At 65.7% G+C, this 23704-nt stretch carries 28 protein-coding genes and 2 tRNA genes; 12 read left to right on the forward strand and 18 right to left on the reverse strand.

Features of this window, described 5'->3' with window-relative positions:
* The first annotated feature begins 16 nt into the window (after positions 1-16).
* Genes LRS09_RS24365 through LRS09_RS24375 form a run of 3 tightly spaced genes read left to right on the forward strand, consistent with a single transcriptional unit; the run spans position 17 to position 2478 of the window.
* Positions 17-658 (forward strand): glutathione S-transferase family protein, encoded by a 642-nt coding sequence (locus tag LRS09_RS24365; protein ID WP_257809602.1) that lies wholly within the window; start codon positions 17-19, stop codon positions 656-658.
* 52 nt (positions 659-710) lie between these two features.
* A complete protein-coding gene (locus tag LRS09_RS24370; protein ID WP_257809603.1) occupies positions 711-1628 on the forward strand; it encodes a diacylglycerol kinase family protein in 918 nt (305 codons plus the stop codon).
* A complete protein-coding gene (locus LRS09_RS24375; protein WP_257809604.1) occupies positions 1621-2478 on the forward strand; it encodes an inositol monophosphatase in 858 nt (285 codons plus the stop codon). The genes LRS09_RS24370 and LRS09_RS24375 overlap by 8 nt, the downstream gene beginning before the upstream one ends.
* Positions 2479-2480: 2 nt before the next feature.
* Here the strand turns inward: LRS09_RS24375 and rimO are convergent, their stop codons facing one another.
* From rimO to LRS09_RS24440, 13 genes are all read right to left on the reverse strand, one after another.
* Positions 2481-3794 carry a 30S ribosomal protein S12 methylthiotransferase RimO gene (rimO, locus tag LRS09_RS24380; RefSeq protein WP_257809605.1) on the reverse strand — a complete coding sequence of 438 codons (1314 nt, stop codon included), beginning with the start codon at positions 3792-3794 and terminating at the stop codon, positions 2481-2483.
* Between the two features lie 76 nt (positions 3795-3870).
* On the reverse strand, positions 3871-4419 hold the full coding sequence (locus LRS09_RS24385; protein WP_257809606.1) for a DUF924 family protein: 549 nt from the start codon (positions 4417-4419) through the stop codon (positions 3871-3873).
* Positions 4416-6275, reverse strand: coding sequence for a monovalent cation:proton antiporter-2 (CPA2) family protein (locus LRS09_RS24390; RefSeq protein ID WP_257809607.1), 1860 nt, complete (start codon positions 6273-6275; stop codon positions 4416-4418). Before LRS09_RS24390 ends, LRS09_RS24385 begins: the two co-directional genes overlap by 4 nt.
* Positions 6276-6431: 156 nt before the next feature.
* Positions 6432-6507 (reverse strand) — tRNA-Phe (locus tag LRS09_RS24395).
* Between the two features lie 147 nt (positions 6508-6654).
* Positions 6655-6861, reverse strand: a complete 207-nt coding sequence (gene yacG / locus LRS09_RS24400) for a DNA gyrase inhibitor YacG (RefSeq protein WP_257809608.1) — start codon at positions 6859-6861, stop codon at positions 6655-6657.
* A 42-nt stretch (positions 6862-6903) separates the two neighbouring features.
* Positions 6904-7536: a Maf-like protein gene (locus tag LRS09_RS24405; RefSeq protein WP_257809609.1), complete on the reverse strand. Its 633-nt coding sequence runs from the start codon at positions 7534-7536 to the stop codon at positions 6904-6906.
* A gap of 52 nt (positions 7537-7588) precedes the next feature.
* The gene (infA, locus tag LRS09_RS24410) at positions 7589-7807 is read right to left on the reverse strand and encodes a translation initiation factor IF-1 (RefSeq protein ID WP_085465451.1); all 219 of its coding nucleotides are present in this window, start codon (positions 7805-7807) and stop codon (positions 7589-7591) included.
* A 107-nt stretch (positions 7808-7914) separates the two neighbouring features.
* Positions 7915-8367 (reverse strand): low molecular weight phosphatase family protein, encoded by a 453-nt coding sequence (locus LRS09_RS24415; protein ID WP_257809610.1) that lies wholly within the window; start codon positions 8365-8367, stop codon positions 7915-7917.
* 132 nt (positions 8368-8499) lie between these two features.
* Entirely contained in the window at positions 8500-8982 is a 483-nt protein-coding gene (locus tag LRS09_RS24420; RefSeq protein WP_257809611.1) for a UPF0262 family protein, read from the reverse strand.
* Positions 8983-8990: 8 nt separating this feature from the next.
* The gene (gene hisD, locus LRS09_RS24425; protein WP_257809612.1) at positions 8991-10283 is read right to left on the reverse strand and encodes a histidinol dehydrogenase; all 1293 of its coding nucleotides are present in this window, start codon (positions 10281-10283) and stop codon (positions 8991-8993) included.
* A 6-nt stretch (positions 10284-10289) separates the two neighbouring features.
* On the reverse strand, positions 10290-10724 hold the full coding sequence (locus LRS09_RS24430; protein ID WP_257809613.1) for a DUF2948 family protein: 435 nt from the start codon (positions 10722-10724) through the stop codon (positions 10290-10292).
* Between the two features lie 97 nt (positions 10725-10821).
* Positions 10822-12111 carry a UDP-N-acetylglucosamine 1-carboxyvinyltransferase gene (murA, locus tag LRS09_RS24435; protein WP_257809614.1) on the reverse strand — a complete coding sequence of 430 codons (1290 nt, stop codon included), beginning with the start codon at positions 12109-12111 and terminating at the stop codon, positions 10822-10824.
* Positions 12112-12294: 183 nt separating this feature from the next.
* A complete protein-coding gene (locus LRS09_RS24440; protein ID WP_257809619.1) occupies positions 12295-12486 on the reverse strand; it encodes a hypothetical protein in 192 nt (63 codons plus the stop codon).
* A 130-nt stretch (positions 12487-12616) separates the two neighbouring features.
* Here LRS09_RS24440 and LRS09_RS24445 point away from each other — a divergent pair.
* A tRNA-Thr gene (locus tag LRS09_RS24445) sits at positions 12617-12691 on the forward strand.
* A gap of 187 nt (positions 12692-12878) precedes the next feature.
* Here LRS09_RS24445 and LRS09_RS30420 read toward each other — a convergent pair.
* Both LRS09_RS30420 and LRS09_RS24455 read right to left on the reverse strand, forming a co-directional pair.
* A complete protein-coding gene (locus tag LRS09_RS30420) occupies positions 12879-13148 on the reverse strand; it encodes a hypothetical protein (protein ID WP_374684940.1) in 270 nt (89 codons plus the stop codon).
* An 86-nt stretch (positions 13149-13234) separates the two neighbouring features.
* Positions 13235-13543 (reverse strand): YciI family protein, encoded by a 309-nt coding sequence (locus LRS09_RS24455; RefSeq protein WP_257809620.1) that lies wholly within the window; start codon positions 13541-13543, stop codon positions 13235-13237.
* Between the two features lie 214 nt (positions 13544-13757).
* On the opposite strand from LRS09_RS24455, the gene LRS09_RS24460 reads away from it, so the two are divergent.
* The 8 genes from LRS09_RS24460 (at position 13758) to LRS09_RS24495 (ending at position 21509) form a co-directional block, all read left to right on the forward strand.
* Positions 13758-14954 (forward strand): ABC transporter substrate-binding protein, encoded by a 1197-nt coding sequence (locus LRS09_RS24460; protein WP_257809621.1) that lies wholly within the window; start codon positions 13758-13760, stop codon positions 14952-14954.
* A 131-nt stretch (positions 14955-15085) separates the two neighbouring features.
* Positions 15086-15331, forward strand: a complete 246-nt coding sequence (locus LRS09_RS24465; protein ID WP_257809623.1) for a hypothetical protein — start codon at positions 15086-15088, stop codon at positions 15329-15331.
* Positions 15262-15960: a branched-chain amino acid ABC transporter permease gene (locus tag LRS09_RS24470; RefSeq protein ID WP_257809624.1), complete on the forward strand. Its 699-nt coding sequence runs from the start codon at positions 15262-15264 to the stop codon at positions 15958-15960. Before LRS09_RS24465 ends, LRS09_RS24470 begins: the two co-directional genes overlap by 70 nt.
* Positions 15960-16715: a branched-chain amino acid ABC transporter permease gene (locus LRS09_RS24475; RefSeq protein WP_257809625.1), complete on the forward strand. Its 756-nt coding sequence runs from the start codon at positions 15960-15962 to the stop codon at positions 16713-16715. Before LRS09_RS24470 ends, LRS09_RS24475 begins: the two co-directional genes overlap by 1 nt.
* The gene (locus LRS09_RS24480; protein WP_257809627.1) at positions 16716-18503 is read left to right on the forward strand and encodes an ATP-binding cassette domain-containing protein; all 1788 of its coding nucleotides are present in this window, start codon (positions 16716-16718) and stop codon (positions 18501-18503) included.
* On the forward strand, positions 18500-19831 hold the full coding sequence (locus tag LRS09_RS24485) for an FAD-dependent oxidoreductase (RefSeq protein WP_257809628.1): 1332 nt from the start codon (positions 18500-18502) through the stop codon (positions 19829-19831). The genes LRS09_RS24480 and LRS09_RS24485 overlap by 4 nt, the downstream gene beginning before the upstream one ends.
* Before the next feature lie 36 nt (positions 19832-19867).
* Positions 19868-20749, forward strand: a complete 882-nt coding sequence (locus tag LRS09_RS24490; RefSeq protein WP_257809629.1) for an SDR family NAD(P)-dependent oxidoreductase — start codon at positions 19868-19870, stop codon at positions 20747-20749.
* A gap of 7 nt (positions 20750-20756) precedes the next feature.
* Positions 20757-21509 (forward strand): SDR family NAD(P)-dependent oxidoreductase, encoded by a 753-nt coding sequence (locus LRS09_RS24495; protein ID WP_257810306.1) that lies wholly within the window; start codon positions 20757-20759, stop codon positions 21507-21509.
* Between the two features lie 2 nt (positions 21510-21511).
* Here the strand turns inward: LRS09_RS24495 and LRS09_RS24500 are convergent, their stop codons facing one another.
* From LRS09_RS24500 to LRS09_RS24510, 3 genes are read right to left on the reverse strand one after another with little or no spacing between them, the layout of a single operon-like run.
* Entirely contained in the window at positions 21512-21997 is a 486-nt protein-coding gene (locus LRS09_RS24500; protein ID WP_257809630.1) for a nuclear transport factor 2 family protein, read from the reverse strand.
* 22 nt (positions 21998-22019) lie between these two features.
* Positions 22020-22814 (reverse strand): hypothetical protein, encoded by a 795-nt coding sequence (locus tag LRS09_RS24505; protein WP_257809632.1) that lies wholly within the window; start codon positions 22812-22814, stop codon positions 22020-22022.
* The gene (locus tag LRS09_RS24510) at positions 22811-23680 is read right to left on the reverse strand and encodes a CoA transferase subunit A (protein ID WP_257809633.1); all 870 of its coding nucleotides are present in this window, start codon (positions 23678-23680) and stop codon (positions 22811-22813) included. The genes LRS09_RS24505 and LRS09_RS24510 overlap by 4 nt, the downstream gene beginning before the upstream one ends.
* Positions 23681-23704 lie beyond the last annotated feature (24 nt).

Raw genomic sequence — 23704 nt, forward strand, 5'->3', positions numbered from 1 at the left:
GCAAGAGGAGGCCGCCATGCTGAAATTCTATCACGCCCCGTGGTCGCGATCATCGGGGACGCTCTGGCTGCTGGAGGAACTCGGGGTCGACTATCAGCTGGAGATGGTCGACATCCGCGCCGAAGGCGGCGTTCCGGAGAGCTATCGGGCCATCCAGCCGAACAAGAAGGTCCCCGCCATCGCGCATGGCGGCATCGTCATCACCGAACGTGCTGCGATCGCCATCTACCTCGCGGACGCGTTCCCCGACCTCGGCCTCGCGCCGCCGGTCGGTGATCCCGCACGCGGGCCGTATCTGACGATGACGGTCTATTGCGACTCCGTGCTCGATCCCGCGATCTCGGCTCATGCACAGGATTTCAGATATACGAGCAACCAGTTCTCGTTCGGGCTGTTCGAGGACATGGTGAACTATCTGGAGCGGATCCTGTCGGAGCGCAGATTCGCCGCCGGAGACAGATTTACCGCTGCCGACACGCAGCTGGGATCGGCGATCGGCTACACGATGAACATGATGAACGTGTTGCCGAAGCGGCCGGTCTTCGAAGACTATATGTCCCGGATCGCGGACAGGCCCGCCTACAAGCGGGCACAGGCGAAGGACATGGAGATGGCCCGGACTGTGCCGTTCTTCGCCAAGGAGTTCGCAAAAGGCTAGGGCAGGCTTCCGAGTAAGGGGAGCTAAATCGCCGTTCGCCCGTTGATCGGGCATGAAGGCATTGCTGCTGCACAATCCCACCGCGGGGCGTGAGGATCACGACCGGATCGAACTCATGGCCCGTTTCGAGCAGGCGGGATACGAGCCGCACTACTGCTCGACGAAATCCGACCGTTTCCCCGCGATTCTGGACGAACCCTTCGACCTTCTTGCGGTGGCCGGCGGCGACGGCACGGTCAGGAAAGTCGTGACGCGGCTCACCCACCGCGCGACCCCGCTGATCGTGCTGCCACTTGGCACGGCCAACAATGTCGCGCGGTCGGTGGGCATACCCCTGGACGGGTTCGACCTGCCACACCCCGACGAGATCGGCGACTGCCTGGACACGCTCGATCTCGGCCTCGGCACCTTCGGCAGCATCACCACTGTGCTCGCTGAAGGCATCGGTATGGGCGCTCTCGCGGCCACGATGGATGAGAAGGTCGGCAAGGGCGAGAAGGGCGAGGACAAGATCGTCGCCGCGCGGAACATCGTGGCGCGCGTCATTTCGAAGGCGAAGCCGTTCAGGGCGACGTTGCAGATCGACGATAGGACCGTCGAGGGCAGGTTCCTCTTCGTCGAGGCGCTGCTTCATGCGTTCTGCGGTCCGGCGCTGCGGCTGTGCCCGCTAGCGGATTCCGGCGACGGGCTGCTGGACATCGTCCTGCTCGAAGAGGAGCGGGGCGAGGAAATGGCAGCCTGGGTCAAGTCGCCGGAGAACTCCGAACCGCCCGTCCGCATCGAGCGCGGGAAGAAGGTGGTTTTCGAATGGTCCGAGAAGCCGCCTCTGCGCCTGGACGATGAACGGCTCGAGCTTCCGTCCTCGGTAAAGTCGCTGGAGATGCGCGTCCACGGCGAGCCGCTCCAGGTCGTCGTTCCACGAAGGGAAGCCTCGCGAGAAGAGAAGAAAGGACGGTCGTCCGATGAGTGAATTTCCCGATACGAAAGACCTGGCGGAGATCGAGCGCGTGGCGGTGGAGCTTGCCAGTCTCGCCGGGGCCGAGATCACCAACGCGCTCGGCGGCATCCTGGCGGTCAAATACAAGGGAGAGGCCGAGGCCGAACAGATGTGGCGCGATCCGGTGTCGGAGGTGGACCAGCGGGTGGAGGAGATGATCCGCGCGCGGCTGGCCAGCAAGTTTCCCGACCACGGCATCATCGGCGAGGAGTTCGAGCCTGCCGAGGCGACGGGAAGCAGCGGTTTCGTCTGGGCGGTCGACCCGGTGGACGGCACGACCAACTTCGTCAACGGCTTTCCGCTTTGCGCCGCCTCGATCGGCGTACTCTGCAAGGGCGTTCCCGTTGTCGGCGCCGTCTGGTGCGGCACGAGCCAGGCGCTGCGGCCCGGCGTCTACCACGCCTCGGCAGGCGGTCCATTGCGGTTCGGCACAGACGAGATCGTGCCGAAGGCCAACCCCGCGGTCAGGCGAAGGCTGGCGGGCGTGCCGAGGCCGATACCGGGGAGGGGCGGTTGGGAGACGCGCAAGACCGGCTCCGCCGCGCTCGAATGCGCCTTCGTCGCCGCCGGCATCCTGGAAGCCGCCCGCTTCGAGAGCCCGAACATATGGGACGTCGCCGCCGGCCTGGCGTTGCTTGACGCGTCAGATGCCGTGGTGCTCACCGAGAAGGACGGGACATGGGAGCCCTTCGAGACCTTCGCGGAGCAGGGCGTCGCCGACCCGTTCACCGCCATGCGCACGTGGCGACGGCCGCTGATGATCGGCCGCGTCGAGAGTGAAATGCTGACGTCCGGCTTCGAGGTGCTCGCCGCGGCCGAGTAGGCTCAGACCGCCGTGCCGTAGAGGTCGTAGGCGTCGGCGCGATCGATCTTGACGGTGAGGATGTCGCCGACGCGCATAGGACGGCGCGACTGGATGTGGACGTTGCCGTCGATCTCCGGCGCGTCGTATTTCGTCCGGCCCTTGGCGGCGAGACCGTTCGCCTCGTCGATGATGACGGGGAGCCGCTTGCCGACCTTCTTCTGGAGCTGCATGGCCGAGACCTTCTGCTGGCGCTGCATGAAGCGGTGCCAGCGGGCTTCCTTGACCTCTTGCGGCATAACCGGCAGGTCCATCGCCTCGGAACGCGCGCCGCCGACCGGCTCGTATTTGAAGCAGCCGGCGCGGTCGATCTTGGCCTCGTCCAGCCAGTCGAGCAGGATCTCGAAATCCTCGTCCGTCTCGCCGGGGAAGCCGACGATGAAGGTCGAGCGCACGGCGAGGTCGGGACAGATCTCGCGCCAGCGGCGGATGCGCTCCAGCGTCTTTTCCTGATGCGCCGGGCGGCGCATGTTCTTCAGGACGTTGGGCGCCGCATGCTGGAAGGGAATGTCGAGATAGGGCAGCACCTTGCCTTCCGCCATCAGCGGGATGACCTCGTCGACATGAGGGTAGGGGTAGACGTAGTGCAGCCGCACCCAGATGCCCATCTCGCCAAGCTCGCGCGAAAGATCGAGGAACTTGGCGCGCACCTCGCGGTCCTTCCAGGCGGAAGCCTGGTATTTGATGTCGACGCCGTAGGCGCTGGTGTCCTGCGAAATGACCAGCAGCTCCTTCACGCCGGCCTTGGCGAGTCGCTCGGCCTCGCGCAGCACGTCCGCCGCCGGCCGCGAGACGAGGTCGCCACGCAGCGCCGGGATGATGCAGAAGGTACAGCGGTTGTTGCAGCCCTCGGAAATCTTCAAATAGGCGTAGTGGCGCGGCGTGAGCTTGACCCCCTGCGGCGGAATGAGGTCCACGAACGGCTTGTGCGCCGGGGGCGCGGCCTCGTGGACGGCCGCCATCACGCTTTCATAGGCCTGCGGCCCGGTGATCGCGAGCACGTTGGGATGCTTGTCGCGGATCAGGTCCGGCGTGGCGCCCATGCAGCCGGTGACAATCACCTTGCCATTCTCGGACATCGCCTGGCCGATCGCGGCGAGCGACTCGTCGCGGGCGGAATCGAGGAAGCCGCAGGTATTCACGACAACCAGATCGGCTCCGTCGTGCTTGCGGGCGATCTCGTAGCCCTCGGCGCGCAGGCGCGTGATGATGCGCTCGGAATCGACGAGCGCCTTCGGGCAACCGAGACTGACGAAGCTGACGCGCGGGGCGTTCATTGGGCACGACCTGTTGGGCGGAAGTCGCGCCCTATGCCACAGCGCGCCGCAAACGACAACATCCGCAATGCCGCAGCTAGCCCGCGAAGCCGCCCTGATCGAGAAACGCCTGCTCCTGCGGCGTCGTCTCGCGTCCGAGCGAACGGTTGCGGTGGGGGAAGCGGCCGAACGCCTTGATGATGTCGAGGTGGATAATTGCGTATTGAAGCGCCTCTCCGCCGAGCGGCGTGAACAGCTCGACCGATCGTTCCTGGTCGGCGAGGTCTTCCGAATGTTCGAAAGGCAGATAGATGAACGACCGAAGCTCCTCGGCGACGCCCTTGTCGTATCCCATCCCCACGGCATGCCTAGCATGATGGCGCGCCAGCGGATCGGTGGCGAACATGTGCGCCGTGCCGCGGAAGCAGTTGCGCGGGAACTGGTCGAGCAGGATCATCAGCGCAAGCGCGCCGTCCGGCGACGAATTCCAGTGATCAAGCTCGCGCCGGGCAGCGCGCCAGTGCTGGTCCTGATGCGCGGCCCGGAATGCATCGTCGAAGCCGTCGTCCTTGCGGAACCATGCATCCGGACCCGCCTCGCGCCAAAAGCCGGTGATGATCGATATATCCTTTTCGTCGCCCGTCATCGGCTCGCTCCCTCAGTTTCGGTCGACCCGCCCCGAAGTGCGTCCTCTGCCTCCTTGTTGAGCGCCTTGCCGGCGCGCTTCGGCGTGGCGACGGGCGCGGGCACAGGCTGGTTGCCCTTGAACAGGTCGCTTCCGGAATAGATGTCGCCAGCAAGCTGCATGGCGAAGCGCTCCTGGTCGCGGCGGCGGACCTCCTCGATCGTCTCGGCCGCGTCCGCATACGGCACGCCGATGAACTGGAGCACCTCGGTGGAGAAGGTTAGCGCCGATTCGAGCGTCTCGCGCAGCTGATATTCCACGCCAGCATGGACGAGCTTGAGCGCAGCACCGCGATCGAAGGCCCGCGCGAACACAGGCACCATCGGGAAATTGGCCTTCAGATGCTCGGCGATCAGCACGGCCGCGTCCGCTTTGTCGACGCAGATCAGCACGGCCTGCGCCTTGTCGGCGCCGGCGGCATGCAGGATGTCGAGCCTCGTGCCGTCGCCGTAATAGACCTTGAAGCCGAAGCGGCCCGCCACCTGGATCATTTCGACATCGTTGTCGATGATCGACACGTCGGCCCCGCGCAGAATGAGCGGCTGGCTGGCGATCTGGCCGAAACGGCCGAAGCCGATGATCAGGATGTTGCCGGAGAGACCGTCGACCACCTCGATGCCTTCGAGGGACTGTTCCTCGGGCGGCAGGAAGCGTGGGAGGAATACGATCATCAGCGGGGTCAGCGCCATCGAAATGATGATGGTCGCCGTCAGCGCCGCGTTCATGTCGGCGTCGAAGATGCCGACGCTGGTGGCGGCCGCATAGAGCACGAAGGCGAATTCGCCGCCCTGGGCCATATAGACGGCGCGCATCAATGCTTCGCGGTGCGAGGACCTGAGGAACCGGGCGACGGTATAGATGCCGATCGACTTGAGTACCATGTAGCCGACGACGCTGGCCGCGATGAGCTGCCATTCGCGCGTCAGCACGCCGAGGTCGAGCGACATGCCAACGCCCATGAAGAACAGGCCGAGCAGGATGCCGCGGAACGGCTCGATATCGGCCTCGAGCTGGTGACGGAAGGTCGATTCGGACAGCAACACGCCGGCAAGGAATGCGCCCATCGCCATCGACAGACCGCCGAGATCCATCGCAAGGGCAGCGCCGAAGACGACGAGCAGCGCGGCGGCTGTCATCACCTCGCGCGCATGCGCAGCTGCCAGAAGCTGGAACATCGGGTTGAGCAGGTAGCGCCCGGCTATGACGAGGCCGCCGAGCGCGGCGACCGCGATGCCGACGGTCGTCCAAAGCGAGCTGCCTTCCTCATGTCCGGAGGAAGGGGCCAGGAACGCCACGATCGCCAGCAGAGGCACGATGGCGAGATCTTCGAGCAGCAGGATCGAGATCATCCGCTGGCCAGCCTGCGTCGCCATCTCGCCCTTTTCCTCCAGGAGCTGCATGACGATCGCGGTGGAGGTGAGCACAAAACCCATGCCCGCGACGAAGGACTGGATGATCGGGAAACCGATCGCCATGCCGAAGAGCATCAGCAGCAGGCCGCATATGGCGACCTGCGCGGCCCCGAGCCCGAAGATGTCGCCCCGCAGGCCCCAAAGCCGCGACGGCTGCATCTCCAGACCGATGATGAACAGGAACATCACCACGCCGAGTTCGGCGATGTGGAGAATCGCGCCGGGTTCGTTGAAGAGCTGCAGGCCCCAGGGACCGATCGCGAGGCCGGCGGCGAGATAGCCGAGCACCGAGCCGAGGCCGAGCCGCTTGAAGATCGGCACTGCGAGCACGCCAGCGCCGAGAAGCGACACCACCGAGACGAGTTCGCTCGCGAGCGATGTCGTGCTGCCGGCATCTCCAGCCATCGTCGTTCCCTTCGTTTCAGTTTGCGTGTCGGCGACGACTGTTGCGGGGCGGATCGCCCCAGGTCAAGCCGCCCGGAGGGGCAGGGGTCTATCCGCCTGATACGGCAACGGTCATAAAATGCCGTCCAGACATTTGATTCATTTCAGAAGAGCAGATGGTGCCCAGTCGCGGATTCGAACCACGGACACGCGGATTTTCAATCCGCTGCTCTACCAACTGAGCTAACTGGGCACTGGCTTCCGCGGATGAAGGCGAACCGGAGGTCGTCCGGGCGGAGGCGTTGGCGGCCACCGGAAGCGGGCGCGTTATAGCACGGGATTCTGCCCTGTCCAGCGCCTGGAAGCACAAATCCGAAACTCGGGAAGCAAGCCGCGAGACTCATTCCCGCTCGTCGCTGCTGACGTCGTTTTCCTCGTCCTCCTTGCCAGGGATGACATAGGCACCCGAGAGCCAGCGGTTGAGATCGACTTCCTTGCAGCGGGTCGAACAGAATGGAAAGGTCTCGCGCGCCGAAGGCCTGCCGCATTCCGGACAGGGGCGGCGCGGGCGCAGCGGCGTGACGTTGTTGGTAGACTGATCAGGCATCTCGACAGAACCAAGGGGGCCTCACATCCCCCGCGAACGCCTTCAGGCAGCGCGGGTTCCGGAAAGCCAGTTGAAGTAGACCTTGTAGCCGTCGCCGGCGAGCAGGTTCACGGTCTCGTAGAGCGGCAGGCCGACGACGTTGGTGTACGAACCGACGAGCTTCACCACGAAGGCGCCGGCGAGCCCCTGGATCGCATAGCCGCCCGCCTTGCCGCGCCACTGGCCCGAGGCGAGGTAGCTTTCCAGTTCCTCGCGCGACAAGCGCTTGAAGCGCACCCGGCTTTCGACCAGCTTCTGGCGCACCTTGCCGGACGGCGTGATCAGGCAAACGCCGGAATAGACGCGATGCGAGCGGCCGGAGAGCAGGCGCAGGCAGTTGGACGCCTCGTCGATCAGCTCCGCCTTGGGCAGGATGCGCCGGCCGACCGCCACCACCGTGTCGGCGGCGAGGATGTAGCCGCCTTCCCAGTCGCTGTCCTTGGAGAGCTTTTCCAGCGCCTTCTCGGCCTTCTCGCGCGACAGGCGCTTGGCAAGCGACCGCGGGTGTTCGGCACGCTGCGGCGTCTCATCGACATCCGCCGGCACGATCCGGTCCGGCTCGATGCCCGCCTGCTGCAGAAGTTCGATGCGGCGCGGCGACCCGGAGGCCAGAACCAGCTTCTGGAAGACGCTCATCGCTTCAGCAGTCCCGTCGAGGTGCTCTCTATTGTCCGCGCGGTGCGGCCGCCTACTTGAAGCGGTAGGTGATGCGGCCCTTGGTCAGGTCGTAGGGCGTCATTTCGACCAGAACCTTGTCGCCGGTGAGCACGCGGATACGGTTCTTGCGCATCCGCCCTGCCGTGTGCGCGATGATCTCATGCTCGTTCTCGAGCTTGACGCGGAACATGGCATTGGGAAGCAATTCGGTCACAAGACCGGGAAATTCGAGGACTTCTTCCTTCGGCATTCGATACCTTTTTTCACGGAAAAGAACCGGCGCTACAGATCCAGGATGAGTCTGGGGCCGGAAATCGCGCGGAACCTATATGATCTCGGGCATTTTGTGAACAGCGCTTATGTCGACGCCGCGGGGAGGGCGCGACCGGCAGAGAATCTCTCCCGAATGCGCCGATCGAGCCGCAGGGCGACGTCGCGATAGGCATCCAGAATCTGCTCGCGCGTTCCGGTCGCCGTCGTCGGATCCGGCATCGGCCAGTATTCGACATCGACCGCCGCGGACCGCGTCAGCTCCAGCGCGGCATGATGCGCCTCCGGCGCCAGCGTCACGATCAGGTCGAAATAGGCGTCCTCCAGCTCGTCGAGGTGCTGCGGCTGGCGATTGCCGAGCGAGAGGCCGCGCTCGGCGAGCACCGCGTCAACGAAGGGATCGCGCTCGCCCGGCCGGATCCCGGCGGAGGCTATGAATATCGAGCGCGGAAGAAATGCGCGCGCCAGCTGCTCGGCGATCGGCGAACGGATGACGTTTTGCCCGCACAGGAAGAGCACGGAACCGGGCAGACGCGTCATCGAGCCGTCCCGAGGTTAGGCTGGTCGGAACGCCTGCCCGGCCGGGACCCGCTGCGTTCGGCAGCTCCGGGCCGTTCAGGCCCTTTCATCGTGCCGCCGGCACGATGAATTCGCCAAGGGCGAACCGGACCCTCACCCACGCCAGTGTAGGACGCAGACAAGGGTGAAGAGCCGGCGGGCGGTGTCGAAATCGACCTCGATCTTGCCCGCGAGCCGGTCCATCAGGGTCTGCGAACCCTCATTGTGCAACCCGCGCCGCCCCATGTCGATCGCCTCGATCTGCGATGGCGAGGACGAGCGGATGGCGTCGTAATAGCTTTCGCAGATCAGGTAATAGTCCTTCACGATGCGCCTGAACGGCGTCAGCGACAGGATATGCGTGACGACCGCCTCGCCGTTCTCGCGCGTAACGGCGAAGATCAGCCGCGATTCCTGCAAAGAGAGCTTGAGCTTGTAGGGTCCTTCGCCGACATCCGAGACGGGACGGAAGGAATTCTCCTCGACCAGATCGAAGATCGCGACCGCCCGTTCATGCTCCACATCGGGCGTAGAGCGGCCGATCGATTCATCGAGTTCGACGTCGACCAGCCGGGCGTTGCTCTTCTCCCTCCCCATCGCGGCCCTCAGAGATTGAGCCGGATGGCGACGGAGCGGGCATGTGCGCCGAGGCCCTCCGCCTCGGCCAGCGCAATCGCCGCCGGCGCGAGTTGGCGCAACTGGTCAGGACCGAGCTTCAGGATCGAGGTGCGCTTCATGAAATCGAGCACCGAAAGGCCCGAGGAGAAGCGGGCGGAGCGCGCCGTCGGTAGGACGTGATTCGACCCGCCGACATAGTCGCCGATGACTTCCGGCGTGTGGCGCCCGATGAAGATCGCGCCGGCATTGCGAACGCGTCCGGCAAATTCGTCGGCACCCCCGATCGCGAGCTCCAGATGCTCAGGCGCGATGCGATTGGTGAGGGGGAGGGCGGTCTCGAAATCCTGCACCAGAATAACTGCGCCGAAGTCGCACCAGCTCGCAGCAGCGGTCTCGGCCCGCGGCAGGCGCTCGAGCTGACGCTCGACGGCGCCCTCGACCGCGCGGCCGAATGCGGCGTCGTTCGTAATCAGGATCGACTGCGCACCGGTGTCGTGTTCGGCCTGAGCGAGCAGGTCGGCCGCGATCCATTCAGGATCGTTGGTGGCATCAGCCAGCACCAACACCTCGGACGGTCCGGCGATCATGTCGATGCCGACGGTGCCGAAGACCTGCCGCTTCGCAGCGGCCACATAAGCGTTGCCCGGGCCGACGATCTTGACGACCGGACGGATCGTCTCCGTGCCGTAGGCGAGCGCGGCGATCGCCTGCGCGCCACCGATTCGGTGAATCTCGGACACGCCGGCAAGCCGCGCCGCGACGAGCACCAGCGGATTGATCAGACCGTCGGGCGACGGAACGGTGATCACGACGCGCTCGACACCGGCGACCTTGGCCGGCAGCGCGTTCATCAGCACCGAGGACGGATAGCTCGCCGTGCCGCCCGGCACGTAAAGGCCGGCCGATTCGACCGCGGTCCAGCGCGAGCCGAGTTCGACGCCGATCGCGTCGGTGTAGAGATCGTCCTGCGGACGCTGGCGCGCATGATGCGCGGCGATGCGGTCGCGCGCCAGCGTCAGCGCCTCGACTGTCTTCGGGTCAGCGGCCTCGAAGGCGGCGTCGATCTCGGCGGCCGTGACGGTCATCTTGCCGCCGGACGGGTCGAAACGGTCGAAACGCCGCGTGTATTCGAACAGCGCTGTGTCGCCTTCGGCCCTGACCGTCGCGAGGATATTTCGCACGGCAGTGTCCACGTCCTCGGACACCTCGCGCTTGGTGGAGAGGAATGCCTTGAAGCGATCTTCGAAATCGGCCGCGGCTGCGTCGAGCGTGATTGCCATGTCCGCTCAGTTCCCGTGCTCGGGACGGGAGGAGGCACCCCAGGCCGCACCGAGGTCGGTCAGGCGCGTCTCGACGCATTCGACGTCAAGGGCAATCGAACCGCCGCCGGCGAAGAGCAGCTCGATCGTGCCGGCCGGCGCATCGTCCTCGGCAAAGCCGATCGTCAAGAGCGACAGCACGTCGTCCCGCTTGCGGCGGTCGATGCCGGTCGAGCGCACTGCAAGAACGCGGTCGAAATGGAGGATGCTGCGCCGCCGCTCATTGTGCCTGCGAAAGGTTCCGCCGGCCTTTTCCCAGACGAAGCGGTTCATCTCGATCAGGAAACGCTTGTCCTTCGGCGACCAGTCGAGCGCGCCGACCTGCATCACCGCGTCCTGCACATGAGCGGAGATGATTTCCAGACCGTCCGCGTCGAGGGCGAGGAGTTTGAGCTGTTCCATGCGGATCCGTCGCCTCTGCGGGCGTTGCCAGTCGGTTACGGCCCGTAGTTAGGCGGGTTCGTGATGCGGCGCAACAATTTACCGGAGGATGCGCGCCTCAGTCGGAGACACGCTCGACCAGGGCGCCGCAGCCGGACAGCTTCTCTTCCAGCCGCTCAAAGCCGCGGTCGAGATGATAGATGCGGTTGACCACCGTCTCGCCTTCCGCTGCGAGCCCGGCGATCACCAGCGACACCGAGGCGCGCAGGTCGGTCGCCATCACCGGCGCGCCCTTGAGTTTCGAGACGCCGTCGACGACGGCGGTCTGGCCGGCGAGCGTGATGTGCGCGCCGAGCCGGGCAAGCTCCTGCACATGCATGAAGCGGTTCTCGAAGATGGTCTCGGTGATGCGCGAGCGACCTTTCGACATGGTCATCAGGCCCATGAACTGCGCCTGGAGATCGGTCGGGAAGCCGGGGAAGGGCTCCGTCGTCACGTCGACCGGCTCGATGCCGTGGCCGTTGCGGCGCACGCGGATGCCGTGGTTGAGCGGCGTGATCTCGGCGCCGGTCTGCGCGATCACGTCGAGCGCGGCCTGCAGCAGCTCGGGCCGCGCGCCTTCCAGCACCACATCGCCGCCGGCCATCGCCACCGCCATCGCATAGGTGCCGGTCTCGATCCGATCCGGGATGATCTTGCAGGTGGCGCCGGACAGCGTGTCGACGCCCTCGATCACGATCCGCGACGTGCCGGCGCCCGAGATCTTCGCGCCCATCAGGGTCAGGCATTCGGCGAGGTTGACGATTTCCGGCTCGCGCGCGGCGTTTTCCAGCACCGTCTCGCCGCGGGCGAGCGAGGCCGCCATCATCAGCACATGCGTGGCGCCGACCGAGACCTTCGGGAAGACGAAGCGGTTGCCCTTCAGGCCGTGTCTGGCGCGCGTCACCACATAACCGTTGTCGACGTCGATCTCGGCACCGAGCGCCGCGAGCCCTTCGAGGAACAGGTCGACCGGCCGCGTGCCGATGGCGCAACCGCCCGGCAGCGAGACCTTCGCTTCGCCCATGCGCGCAATCAGCGGCCCGATGACCCAGAAGGACGCGCGCATCTTCGACACCAGTTCATAGGGTGCGGTGGTGTCGACGATCTCGCCGGCGGTGAAGTTGACCGTGCGCGAATAGCCTTCCTTCTGGCTGCCGCGGCGGCCGTTCACCGATACGTCGACGCCATGGTTACCGAGGATCTTGATGAGCTGGTTCACATCGGCGAGGTCAGGCACGTTCTCGAGCGTCAGCGTCTCGCGCGTCAGGAGCGAGGCGATCATCAGCGGGAGTGCCGCGTTCTTGGCGCCGGAGATTGGGATCACGCCCTCGAGCTTGCGGCCTCCCGTGATCCTGATTCTGTCCATGAAACGGTCTTTCGAAGAAGAGATGGCATTCGTCGGGGCGCTGCGCCGCGAGAGTCGCCGGAAAGAACCGTCTAGACCAAGCGACGCCCGGCATCAAGGAGCGGGCATTCCGGGCGCTCCGCGCGTCCCCTTCGCGGAGAATCTCATTCGCCAGCTCAATGCGGCGAAATTCCGGTTTGCCGCTTATGCTTCGTCGTCCTCGGGGGTGGGAAAAGGTTCCTGCGCCAGTCCGATGCCCTCCGCGCGCTCGTCGGCAGCACCTTCGCGGCGCGCGCGGGCCTGGCTCTTGCGGCGCATCAGGTTGGCACGCAACTGCTCCGACAGCCGCGCAGCACGCTCCTGCTTGACCTTTGCCGTCTCGTTCTTCGTCGACATCAGCAAACCCGTGCGATCACCTGACCGTTGACCCGTGACGAAACCCACGGGACATGTCTTTGCAATACCATTCCGACCCCGCTTGCGCATCAGGCCTTCGTGTGGCAAAAGCCGCCGCGTTCCTGGAGACGCTGCCGTAGCTCAGTGGTAGAGCACTCCCTTGGTAAGGGAGAGGTCGAGAGTTCAATCCTCTCTGGCAGCACCAGCTTCTTCTCGACATTCCCGCTAGGTATCGATCTTGTTCGACCGGGTTTGTTGACGAAGTCCCGTCGGCCGGGATCTTCGAGCAGATAGCTTCACCGTGCAGGCTGATGACGATGGCCACACTTCCGCTTACGGAAGGCAGCTTTGCGCCCCATTGTCCTGACTCAAAGAACTGGAACAGATTCGTCCTAATCCGAGCCATATCCGGCGGCCTCGAAGTGGCGCCGGCATTCCTTGGCGGTGAAGGCTGAGAGGTAGTCGGCGACGGCCGAGCAGAGTTCGTCGGTGGTTCTGGTAGCAGCATCGCTCGGGCGGGCCTTGAGCTTCGAGAAAGCCGTCTCGATCGAGTTGGCCGTCGAACCAAGCCATGCGGCGGCGCAGGACGTCCGCGCGCTGTTGCTCGGCGGCGTGCGCCGTCTTTTTTTCGTGATGCCGCGCCGGTCGAGGAACAGCCACACCGTTGAGCGCGCAGCCCGCGCGCCACGCTCGGCAGAATGACCTGCCGCCTGGTCGGTTCCCCGAAGCAAAAGTGCCGGAAACCTGCTCAAGTCGGCCAATCGCACTTTTCAAGTAGATTGTAGGCTGGAGACCACTCGACGACGCGCATCGTTGCATAGACGCCGTTGACATAGAACGGCTCTTTGCGCACCCACTCCCACACCTCGGCTTCCGACCCCGCCTCGAACACGTAGATGGTGCCGCACTGGTTGCCATGCGCGTCCCGCATCGCGCCCGTCATCCGGATCGGTGCGACATTGTCGAGGACGAAGCGGCGGTGCTCGGGGCGGTGGCGGTCGCGCAGGTGCATGGAGTGGGGCGGATGGTCGAAGCCGATTGCAGCAAAATGTGGCATGGGTTCCTATCCCGATCGCTTGGCCTTGGCCGGTGTGCGAACCGCCGCGGGACTGCAGGAACCGACCGTCGATGCTTGAGAGCTTTACTTTATAAAAAGCCGTCCGTCCAGTCGGTCATATATTTATCGAGCACGCGATCTTGACGCCTGCGTCGGTCTCGAATAATTAATAGACCGTCTGGTTGGTCTAATAACAACCACAGGGGAGGATTTGATGACATACCTGAGTTCCTTCAGGTCGCTTGCGCTCGCCACGGCGCTCGGCATCGGCATTTCCATGAGCCCGGCCGCGGCCGAGGAGGCGCCCGGCGTCACCGCCGACAGCGTGAAGGTCGGCAGCTGGATCGCGCTGACAGGCCCGGTTGCGGTCTACGGAGTACCGATCCGCGCCGGCGCGGATGCCCTCATCAACGCCGTCAACGATGCTGGCGGAGTCGGCGGGCGAAAGATCGAATGGCTCGTCGAGGACAGCGCCTACAATCCGCAGCAGACCATCGCCATAGCCCGCAAGCTGATCACCAGCGACAACATTCTCGCCGCCGTCATTCCGCACGGCACGGCGCAGACCGCCGCGACGTTCCCGTTCGCAGTCGCAGAGCACAAACTGCCCATGCTGTTGCCTTACGGCGGCGCGCTCGACTGGTATAAGCCGACACCGACACCGGGCCTCCTGGGTCTGCACGTCCTCTATGAGGATCAGGCCAACGCGCTGGGCCGCTGGGCGGTCCAGGACGGTCACAAGAAGATCCTCGGAATCTTCGGCGCCGCCGCCGCGTTCGAGAACGTCGTCAACAATGTCGAGCCGGGCGCGAAGGCGGTTGACGCCGGCGCGACCGTGGAAAAGCTTGCCGTCAAGATCGGCACCACCGACTACGGCCCGATCGCGCGCGACATAATCAACAAGAATCCGGAAGCGATCGTCTCGATCCAGCTGCTTCAGGAGGTCGCCTTGCTCTCGAAGGCGTTGCGCCAGGCCGGATCGAACATTCAGATCTACACCTACGCACCGAATGTCGCCAACGCCACGATCGAGCTCGGCGGCGAATATGTCGAAGGCCTGAAAGCGGCCTCGCTGACGACGTCTCCCTTCGCCGACACGCCCGCGGCGCAGGAATATCGCGACCGACTGGCGAAATATTTTCCCGACCAGAAGCCGGATTTCGTCTCCTTCCTCGGCTATGGCGCGGCGAAGATCTTCGTCGAGGGACTATCGAAGGCCAAGGAACCCTTGACGCGCGCATCCCTCATCGAAGGTTTCCATGAGCTCAAGGCGTATGACTCTGGCGTGTTCCCGCCGGTGACTTTTTCGTCCGACAAGCCGCTCGGCGGGCATTTCCTCAACCCGATGACCATCAAGGCGGGCAAATGGGAATCCGCAGGCGATGCAATCGACACGGACTCGTTCAAATAGGCGCATCGGCGGAGGACGCCGGGCTTCCGGCCCGGCGGCTCCGGACGGAAATCTGGCGGCGGCGAAACGCGGTCGCCAGTACGGTCACCACCACATAAGCTCCGGCTGAGACAACTTCCCTGGAGGGTTCTTTGGGCGACCTGATCTCTGTAGTCGTGTCGGGGATGGCGAACGGTTCGGCCTATGCGCTTCTCGCGCTCGGCATCGTCATCATCTTCCGCTCCACCGATACGGTGAACTTTGCCATTGGCGACATGGGCACGGTGTCGGTATTCGTGGCGCTGTCGGCCATCACTGTCGGGGTGCGGTGGCGCTGGCCTTCCTGCTCGCCATCGTCGTTGCCGGCGTGCTCGGCACGGTGTCCGAGCGCGTGCTGATCAGGCCTCTCGGCCATGGGCATCATGTCCTGTTCGTCGCGCTGGTGGTCACGATCGGGCTGGGGCTCGTCCTGCAGGCTGCCATGGGGGCGTTCTGGGGCCATGAGGCGCGTGCCTTCCCGCCGCTCGTTGACGGCTGGATCAACGTGTTCAACGTCCCGATCTCACTCAACAAGATAGCGGCGTCCGTGGTCGCACTGCTCGCAATGGGCTTCGTAGCCTGGTTCTTCGGCTACATGCCGTTCGGCATCGCCATGCGCGCCAGCGCGGAGGATCCGCTTGCCGCGCGCATGCTCGGCTTCAAGACGGGGCGGATCGCCACGATCGCCTGGTTCCTTGGCTGCGCGCTCGCCGCCATCGCGATGCTGTTCCTGGCGGCCGAATCCTCGCTCAATCCCTATATCGCCCATGCCCCGCTGTTCCGCGCCTTCGCCGGGGTGTTCCTCGGCGGCATGACCAGCATGCCGGGAGCAGTGCTGGGCGGCTTCATCATCGGGGTGCTCGACAACGTGGCCGGCACATACATTTCGGCCAACTACCGCGACACGATCGTGTTCGCCGTGATCGTCGCCGTGCTGTTCATCCGGCCGGCCGGCTTCATGGGTGCGCTGCGCAAGGAGCGTGTGTGATGGCCGGCAAAGCGACCAGGTCGAGCCGGCTCCTGCGCCTCGCTGCGATCCTTCTCGTCGGCATCGCCGCCTGGGCTGCGACCGGACCACTGAAGCTCACGGGCGAATACTATACCTTCCTCATCGTCGCGATCAGCTATCTTGCAGTCGTGACGATGGCAGTGTCGATGCTGGCCGGCTTCTGCGGCATCTGGCCGATCGGCCACACCGCCTTCACCGCGATCGGCGCCTATATGGCGGTCAATCTCGGCATGGAAGGCGTGCCGATGGAAGCGATCATCGTCATTTCGATCATTGTCGCCGGTGCGGTCGGATATGTGCTCGGCATGGCGGCGGGCCGTTTCTCCGTCCTCTATTTCGGGCTCTTGACCCTGGCGCTCAGCCTCACGGCCTTCGAGCTGATCGGCCACTGGGACCAGTTCACCGGGGGTGAGCAGGGCATCGCGGTGCCGCCTATTCCGTCGATCCTCTATCAGGGCAATATCGGGCTGTCCCAGGCCGCCGGCTTCTGCATCATCGTCGCCACGCTCGCCTTCCTCGCCGTCGACCTGATCGTCCAGGGCCCGATCGGACGCCGCTGGCTGGCCGTAAAGAGCCAGCGCACCGCCGCGATGGCCGTCGGCTTCGTTCCGCCGCGCGAGAATGCCATCGCCTTCGCCATCAGCGCTGCGCTCGGGGCTGTCTCGGGCGTGTCGATGGCCGTGGCGATGAGCTATCTCGACCCGGAGGCCTTCTCGCTCAATGCCGGCGCATAGATGCTGGTTTCCACCGTGGTGGGCGGCACCGGTTCGCTGGTCGGAGCGGTGTTCGGCGCGGCCTTCATCGTGCTCGTTCCCGAATTCGCGCGCGGCACCAACAATGTCGCCCCCTTCATCTACGGGATTACCATGGTGGGCGTCCTCCTCTTCCTGCGCCGGGGCGTCGTGCCGTCGCTGATCGAGATGATCGCCCGCCGGCGCCGCGGCGACCGGGAGCTCGAATTGTCGATCGGGCAGGCGCACGATCTGGCCGCGCTTGTCGCGGACGTCCTTCCGGTTTCGGGCCTGGCGCTGTCGGTCGATGGCCTGAGCGTGCAGTTCGGCGGCGTGAAGGCCCTGCAGGACGTCTCGCTTGAGGTTCCGTCCGGCAACGTCGTCGGTCTGATCGGCCCGAACGGGTCGGGCAAGACCAGCTTGCTCAACGTGCTCTCGGGTTTCTATACCGCGACGACGGTGCGCGGCATCAAGCTTGGGGAGAGCGATCTCCTGGCGCTGTCGCCCTGGCAGCGGATGCACGCCGGCTTCGGCCGGACCTTCCAGCACGCCGAACTCTTTTCCGAACTGACCATCGGCGACATGCTGCGCGTCGTGGCCAGACAGGGGGTGGCGGCGCGGCGCAAGGCGGGCGCGAAGCTCGTCGATCCCGACATGGTCGCCCAGCGCATCATTTCCGGCCTTGGACTAGAGCAGGTTGCCGACAGCTATCCGCGCGAACTGCCGTTCGGCATCCAGAAAGTCTCCGATATTGCGCGTGCGATGGCCGGTGGCGCCGGGTTCCTGGCCATGGACGAGCCGTTCTCAGGCCTCGACACCGAAGAGAGCACGAAGCTGCGCCAGATGCTGCGCGAGCTGAAGGCCGCGGGGCTTACGATCCTGATCATCGATCACGCGGTGCACGAGATCTTCGACCTGGCCGACAATATCGTCGTGCTCGACTTCGGATGTGTCATCGCGCGCGGCAAGCCGGAGGAGATCCGCAACGATCCGAAGGTCCGCGAAGCCTATTTCGGCCTGACCGAGACAGCGGACGTTCCGCTCGACAAGGCTGCGCGCACCGACGTCCCTGCGGCGCTGCCGGTCCTGTCGGCGCAGGACGTCCTGCACCGCTACGGCGGCGTGCTGGCGCTCGACAAGGTTTCGGTCGACATCGACAGGGGCAGCTTCGTCTCCGTCCTCGGGGCGAACGGTGCCGGCAAGTCGACGCTGGCGATGATCCTGTCGGGCTTGATGCATCCCAGCGCCGGCAAGGTCGCCGCCAATGGCGCGCCGCTCAACGGCAGCGCGCGCGAACAGCGCATTAGCCTTGTCCCAGAGGGCCGCCGGCTCTTCGGGCAACTCTCGGTGCGCGAGAACCTGCTGCTGGGCGGCTACGCGGCGGGTGCCTCGCGCGAGGAAATCGCCACCCGCGTGAAGGCCGTGGCCGAGGGCCTGCCGAAGGCGGTGCGCGACGATCTCGGCCGCGCTGCGGCCACGCTGTCGGGCGGAGAGCAGCAGATGCTCGCCATCGGGCGGGCGCTGATGGCCGAGCCGCAGACGCTGATCATCGACGAGCCCTCCATGGGCCTCGCTCCGATCCTGATCAAGCAGGTCTACGAGCAGCTGGCCGAACTTCACGGCAAGGGCGTGACCATCCTGCTGATGGAGCAGATGGCGACGAATGCGGTGCGCCACTCCGACCGCATGATCATTCTCGACCGTGGCCGTGTCGTCTATTCCGGCCCGCCGACGGGTGACGAGGCCAATGCTGCGCTGGTCAGCGGCTACATCGGAAAGGAAGCGCATTGAATACGCGCGAATGCCTGGATTGCGATCTCGTCGTGATCGGCGGCGGGATGGCGGGCATGACGGCTGCCGCGCGCGCCGCAGGCAAGGGCGCGAAGGTCGTGGTTGTCGAGAAGGCGGCGGACATCGGCGGTTCGGCCGCCTTGTCCGGCGGCTATGTCTGGACCGCCACGTCGCTCGCGCAGATGAACCTGCACGACGATGGAGATCCACGCCTGCACGCCGTGATCATCGAGGAATATCCGGAGGTGCTCGGCTGGATGCGCGCGCGCGGCATCTCCATGCGGCCACCCCAGAAGGTGCTTTACGGCCGCGGCTGCCAGATCGACATGCAGGATCATCTGCGCAAGGCCGTGAGCGAGGTCGAGGCGGCCGGCGGCATCGTCGTGCGTGGCACGGATACGCGCGAGATCATCTGCGAAGACGGCCGCGTGTCCGGTGTGGTCACCGCCCATCCGGATGGCGAGACCGAGCTGCGCGCAGCCAATGTTCTCATTGCGACAGGCGGCTTCCAGGGCGATGCTGAATTGCGCGCCCGCCACATCCACCCGGCGGCGCGGGTCATGGGCCTCCGCTCCAACCTCACGAGCAGCGGAGCTGGTCTTTCGCTCGGCATCGCCGCCGGCGGCGCGTGGGCCGGACCCAATACGGGCTATTACGGTCATCTCGTCGCAACTCCGGTGCCGTTCCGAACCGATTCCGATTTCGTCAAATACACGCAAGCCCATTCGAGCCACGGCGTGCTGCTCAACCGCGTCGGGAAACGCTTCGTCGACGAAAGCGACGACGACCACGCCAGTTCGCAGCTGACGCTGCGCCAGCCCGGCGCGAGCGCGCTGTTGGTCTGGGACCAGCGCGTGCAGGACGATCATGCGGTCGTGCCGCCCGTCGCGGGCGCGGAGCCGCTGGACCGCTTTCAGATCGCCATCGACGCCGGCGCGCGTGGCGGCAAGGCGGCGACGCTCGAGGAGATCGCCGGCATCGCCGACAGGCTCGGCTTCGACGGCGCGGCCTGCGTCGCGGGGCTCAGCGCCTTCAACCGGCAGATGAGCATCGAGCCCGAGCGCGCCGTGCCGCCGCGCGAGGCGCACGACCGTCCGCTCGACCGTGCGCCTTACTATGTGCTGGAGGTCGTATCGGCGATCACCTTCACCTTCGGCGGTCTGCTGGCGGACGCCAAGGCGCGTGTGCTCGATCCGTTCGGCGAGTCGATCGGGGGACTCTACGTTGCCGGCGCGGATGTCGGCAACGTTTTCCGCCGCGGCTACAGCGGTGGACTGGCACTTGCCTCGACATTCGCCTTTCGCGCAATGCGCACGGCCGGGTTCTAAGGCGCACTCCACGTCTCTGCCTTCAGGAGGTCGGCGATGATTGAGCTTCAAGACAAGGTCGCGGTCGTGACCGGTGCGGCCAGCGGTATCGGGCGCGGGCTGGCTCTGCGCTTCGCACGGGAAGGGATGCGGCTTGTGCTGGCCGACATCGAGAAAGCACCGCTGGAAACATTGGCCGAAGGTCTCCGTGCGGACGGCTACGAGGTCGAGACGTTGGTAACCGACGTCTCCAGCGGCGAGGCGGTGGAAGCGCTCGCGGTCCGCGCCTACGATGCGTTCGGCGCCGCGCATGTCGTCTGCAACAATGCCGGCATCGTTCCGGCGGGCCGCTATCGGCCGGTGTGGGAGTTCTCGGTCGAGGACTGGCGGTGGGCGATCGACGTTAACCTGATGGGCGTCGTCCACGGCATCCGCAGCTTCGTGCCGCGCATGCGCGCGGTCGGCGGGTGGGGCCACATCGTCAACACGATCTCGGTGGCCGGGCTCTATGGCGGGGCGGGTTCGCCGGTCTACGGGGCGTCGAAGCACGCCGCGCTGCGGGCGACGGAGGCCCTGTATTCATCGCTGGCGGAGGAGGGCTCGCCCATCGGCGTGACCGCGCTCTGTCCCGGTGTGGTCAGGACCGCTATCGGCACGTCGGAGCGCAACCGGCCAGCCGGCCTACGGACGGAGGGCGAGCGGTCGGACGAGATCGCGGCGATGCAGGCGGCGTCCGACGCCGTCACGGCCAGAGGGCTCGATCCCGATGCCGTCGCCGCGATGGTCATCGAGGCGATGATCCGTCGACAGTTCTATCTGGTCACGACCACGGCGTTCGACGGCGCAATCCGCGCCCGCATGGAAGACATGCTGGAGCGTCGAAACCCGACGCCGGTGGATCTGCTGGCGCTTGCCACGGGCGACGTCAATGGCCGGTGACGAGATCATGCCGTGTGGGCGGTTTGGCGGCCGGATCGTACTCGTGACGGGCGCCGCAAAGGGGATCGGCGCCGCCACCGCGCGTGCCTTCGCAAGCGAGGGCGCGACCGTCGTCCTGTGCGACATAGACGAGGCTGCGCTGAAGGTCACCGTCGACGCATTACCGGGAACCGGCCACTGCGGGATACGGCTCGACGTGACCTCAGAGGCCGACTGGATCGCCGCAATGGGCGAGGTCGAGCGCGCATTCGGCAAGCTCGACGTGCTGGTGAACAATGCCGGCTGGGGCGAGTTGCGCAGCCTGTTCGACACGAGTTTCGAACAATGGCGCAGGGTGATCGCGATCAATCTCGACAGCGTCTTTCTCGGAACCCGTAACTCCATGCCGCTACTCGAGAAGTCGGGCAAGGGGTCGATCGTCAACATGTCCTCGATCCGCAGCCTGGTAGCCGGCGTCGGCTCCGGACCCTACAGTGCTGCCAAGGCCGGCGTTCACCTGCTGACGAAGGCGACCGCGATCGAATGCGCGGCAGCCGGCAAGCCGGTGCGGGCCAATTCGATCCATCCCGGCTTCGTCGACACGCCGCTGTCGAAGCAGACCGGCGAGGAGGCGCGCAACGCGCGCCGTAGCACCGTGCCGCAGGGACGGCTGGCCGAGCCGGAGGAAATTGCAGCCGGCATCCTGTTCCTCGCCTCCGATGCCGCGAGCTACGTCAATGGAACGGAACTGGTCGTCGACGGCGGCTTCACCGCCGTCTGACCTCAGGTCTTCGTCCTGTGCGCCTGCAGGCCCTGGCCGGACTGCAGCGCGGCCAGCTGCTCGGCACCGACGAGAGCGGCGGAGACGTCGCGCCGGGAAAAGAGCCAGCCCCGGACCGGATGCCTGCGGAATTCGGATTGGTGCTGGACGAGGAACGGAGGGGCTTCGAGCGGGCCAGGCTCGCGGCCGCGCCAGCCGCGCGCGCGGTAGGCGATCGTGCAGCAGAAGCCGGTCGCTCTCGTGTCGTCGATGATCTCGGTGACGACATTGGTCACGAGGTGCCGGCAGACCAGATCCTGCTCGCGCGCCTCGAGCCAAGCGAGGATGTTCTTTGTCCCTTCATAGGCGCGGCCGAGCATGTTGAGCACGGCGTCTTCCGTCCACATGGCGAGGAAGCTGTCGTGCTCGTAGGCGTCGAGCAGGTTTGCGTATGAATAGGTCAGCTTTTCGCAGGCGCGCTCGGCCAGCATCCGATTGAGATCGTCCATCATGTCTTCTCCTGAGGCGATATCAGCGCGGTGCGCGATCGCGGCCGACCAGATCGGCTTCGGCCTCGTAGATGCGCTGGAATGCGTCGAGCAACTGGGAGCGGTCGCTGATGAAATCGAGGTCGCGCAGGCCAAGCGGGTCAATGTCGGCCAGCAGTGAGCGCGCGGCGTCGGACATGTCCTCGATCGGCATCAGTCCGTCCGAGACGATGAACTTGAAACCGGTTCTTTCGCGCAGGCCGTCGATATCGATCTCATCTGCGATCTCTTCCAGCGTCCAGGCGCCGGCTTCGTGCGACCAGCGCATCACGCAGAGTTCGGTGAACAGGAGCGAGGGCGTGTCGCGGGTCGCCGCGCAGGTTGAGACGAAATCGACCTTCTCGACCAACTGCCGCGCCGAATGGACCGGCAGGACGAAATGGACCGCGCGCGCGTCGGGCAGGCCGCGGGTGCCGCCGAAAGCCACCTTAGGCTGGGATGGATCGCCGAGGCCGGAAAGATTGGCGTTGGCCCGGCCGTCGACCTGCGCCGGCGTGGCGAGCAGCGCATGCGGTTCGGACTGAGTGTCGAACACGCCGGGAAGCGTGACGCGGGCGTGGGGCCTTCGATTGAACAGCCAGGGGCGGGCATGCAGGGACAGAATGCCTGCCGGGTCGTAGGCGCCGCCATGCCCCCACAGGCTGAGGCGACAGCCAAGGAGCTGCTGGGCGAGACGCACGCCCAGGGTTGCGGACGAGGTGGCCGTGAAAGCGGTGCCGGCTGGAAGGTGCCTGACGTGACGGGCGATCGTCCAGGACAGGCGGTCGGCGCGGCTCATGGTTCGTCTCCCGCGCGTTCGAGCCGGGACAAGGCGATGGCCGACAGATCGGCCGCGCTCGCGCCGGCGGCGGATGCTTCGACATAGCGTCGCATCGTCGGAAAATCGAGCATGTAGTTCGGCAGGCAGCTTCCCGGCAGCGCGCCTCCTGGCGCGAGGACGACTGCGTCGACGACCGCACTGATCAGGTGCACGTCGCGATGGCGACGTTCAAGTTCCGCGTCGTCGATCAACCGTTCGGCGGACACCACAACCCGTTTCGCCGCCCGCGCGAGGATGGGATCGAGATAGGTGTCGCCTTCTGCGATCGCCCAGCCGTCGGGATGGACCGCTTCGGCATGCAGGATGGCGAGATCGAAGGTCGGCGCGCGGACGGCGAAGGCCTGTTCCATGCCGAAAAGGGCGGGGGCGGGGGCAATATGGCGATTGATCCTGAGCAGGTCGGTCGCCGGATCAAGGGGAACGACCGCGTAGGGGGCCTTTTCGGCGGCGGCGCGCCAGGCTGCGAGCTGTGTCCACTCGGACCATTCCTCGAAGTCGACGCCGGCGGATTGCCGCGCCGTCCGGAACAGGGGTGCAAGGCCGAAATGGTCCAGCCCGACATGGCAAGCGCAGATCCGTGCCACCTTGCCGGCGGCCAGCAGCACCTCCACGTCCAGCCCGCCGGCGAAGGTTTCGAGCGTTAGCCCGCGCACCGGCGAGGCGGCGATTTCACGCACCAACGCCATCGGCTTGCGATCCAGGCCGAAGCCGCCGAGTCCGATGCACATGCCGTCCCGCAGAAACGGGCGCAGCGCGCTCGAGGCGTCGGTCAGCTTGCCGAGCGTCGCACGGTCTTTTCTCAGGCTGCCGGTGTCGTCCGCCACGCAATGCTCCGGATGGTTTCCTCG

This window comes from Mesorhizobium sp. J428 (assembly GCF_024699925.1).
Taxonomy (GTDB): domain Bacteria; phylum Pseudomonadota; class Alphaproteobacteria; order Rhizobiales; family Rhizobiaceae; genus Mesorhizobium_A.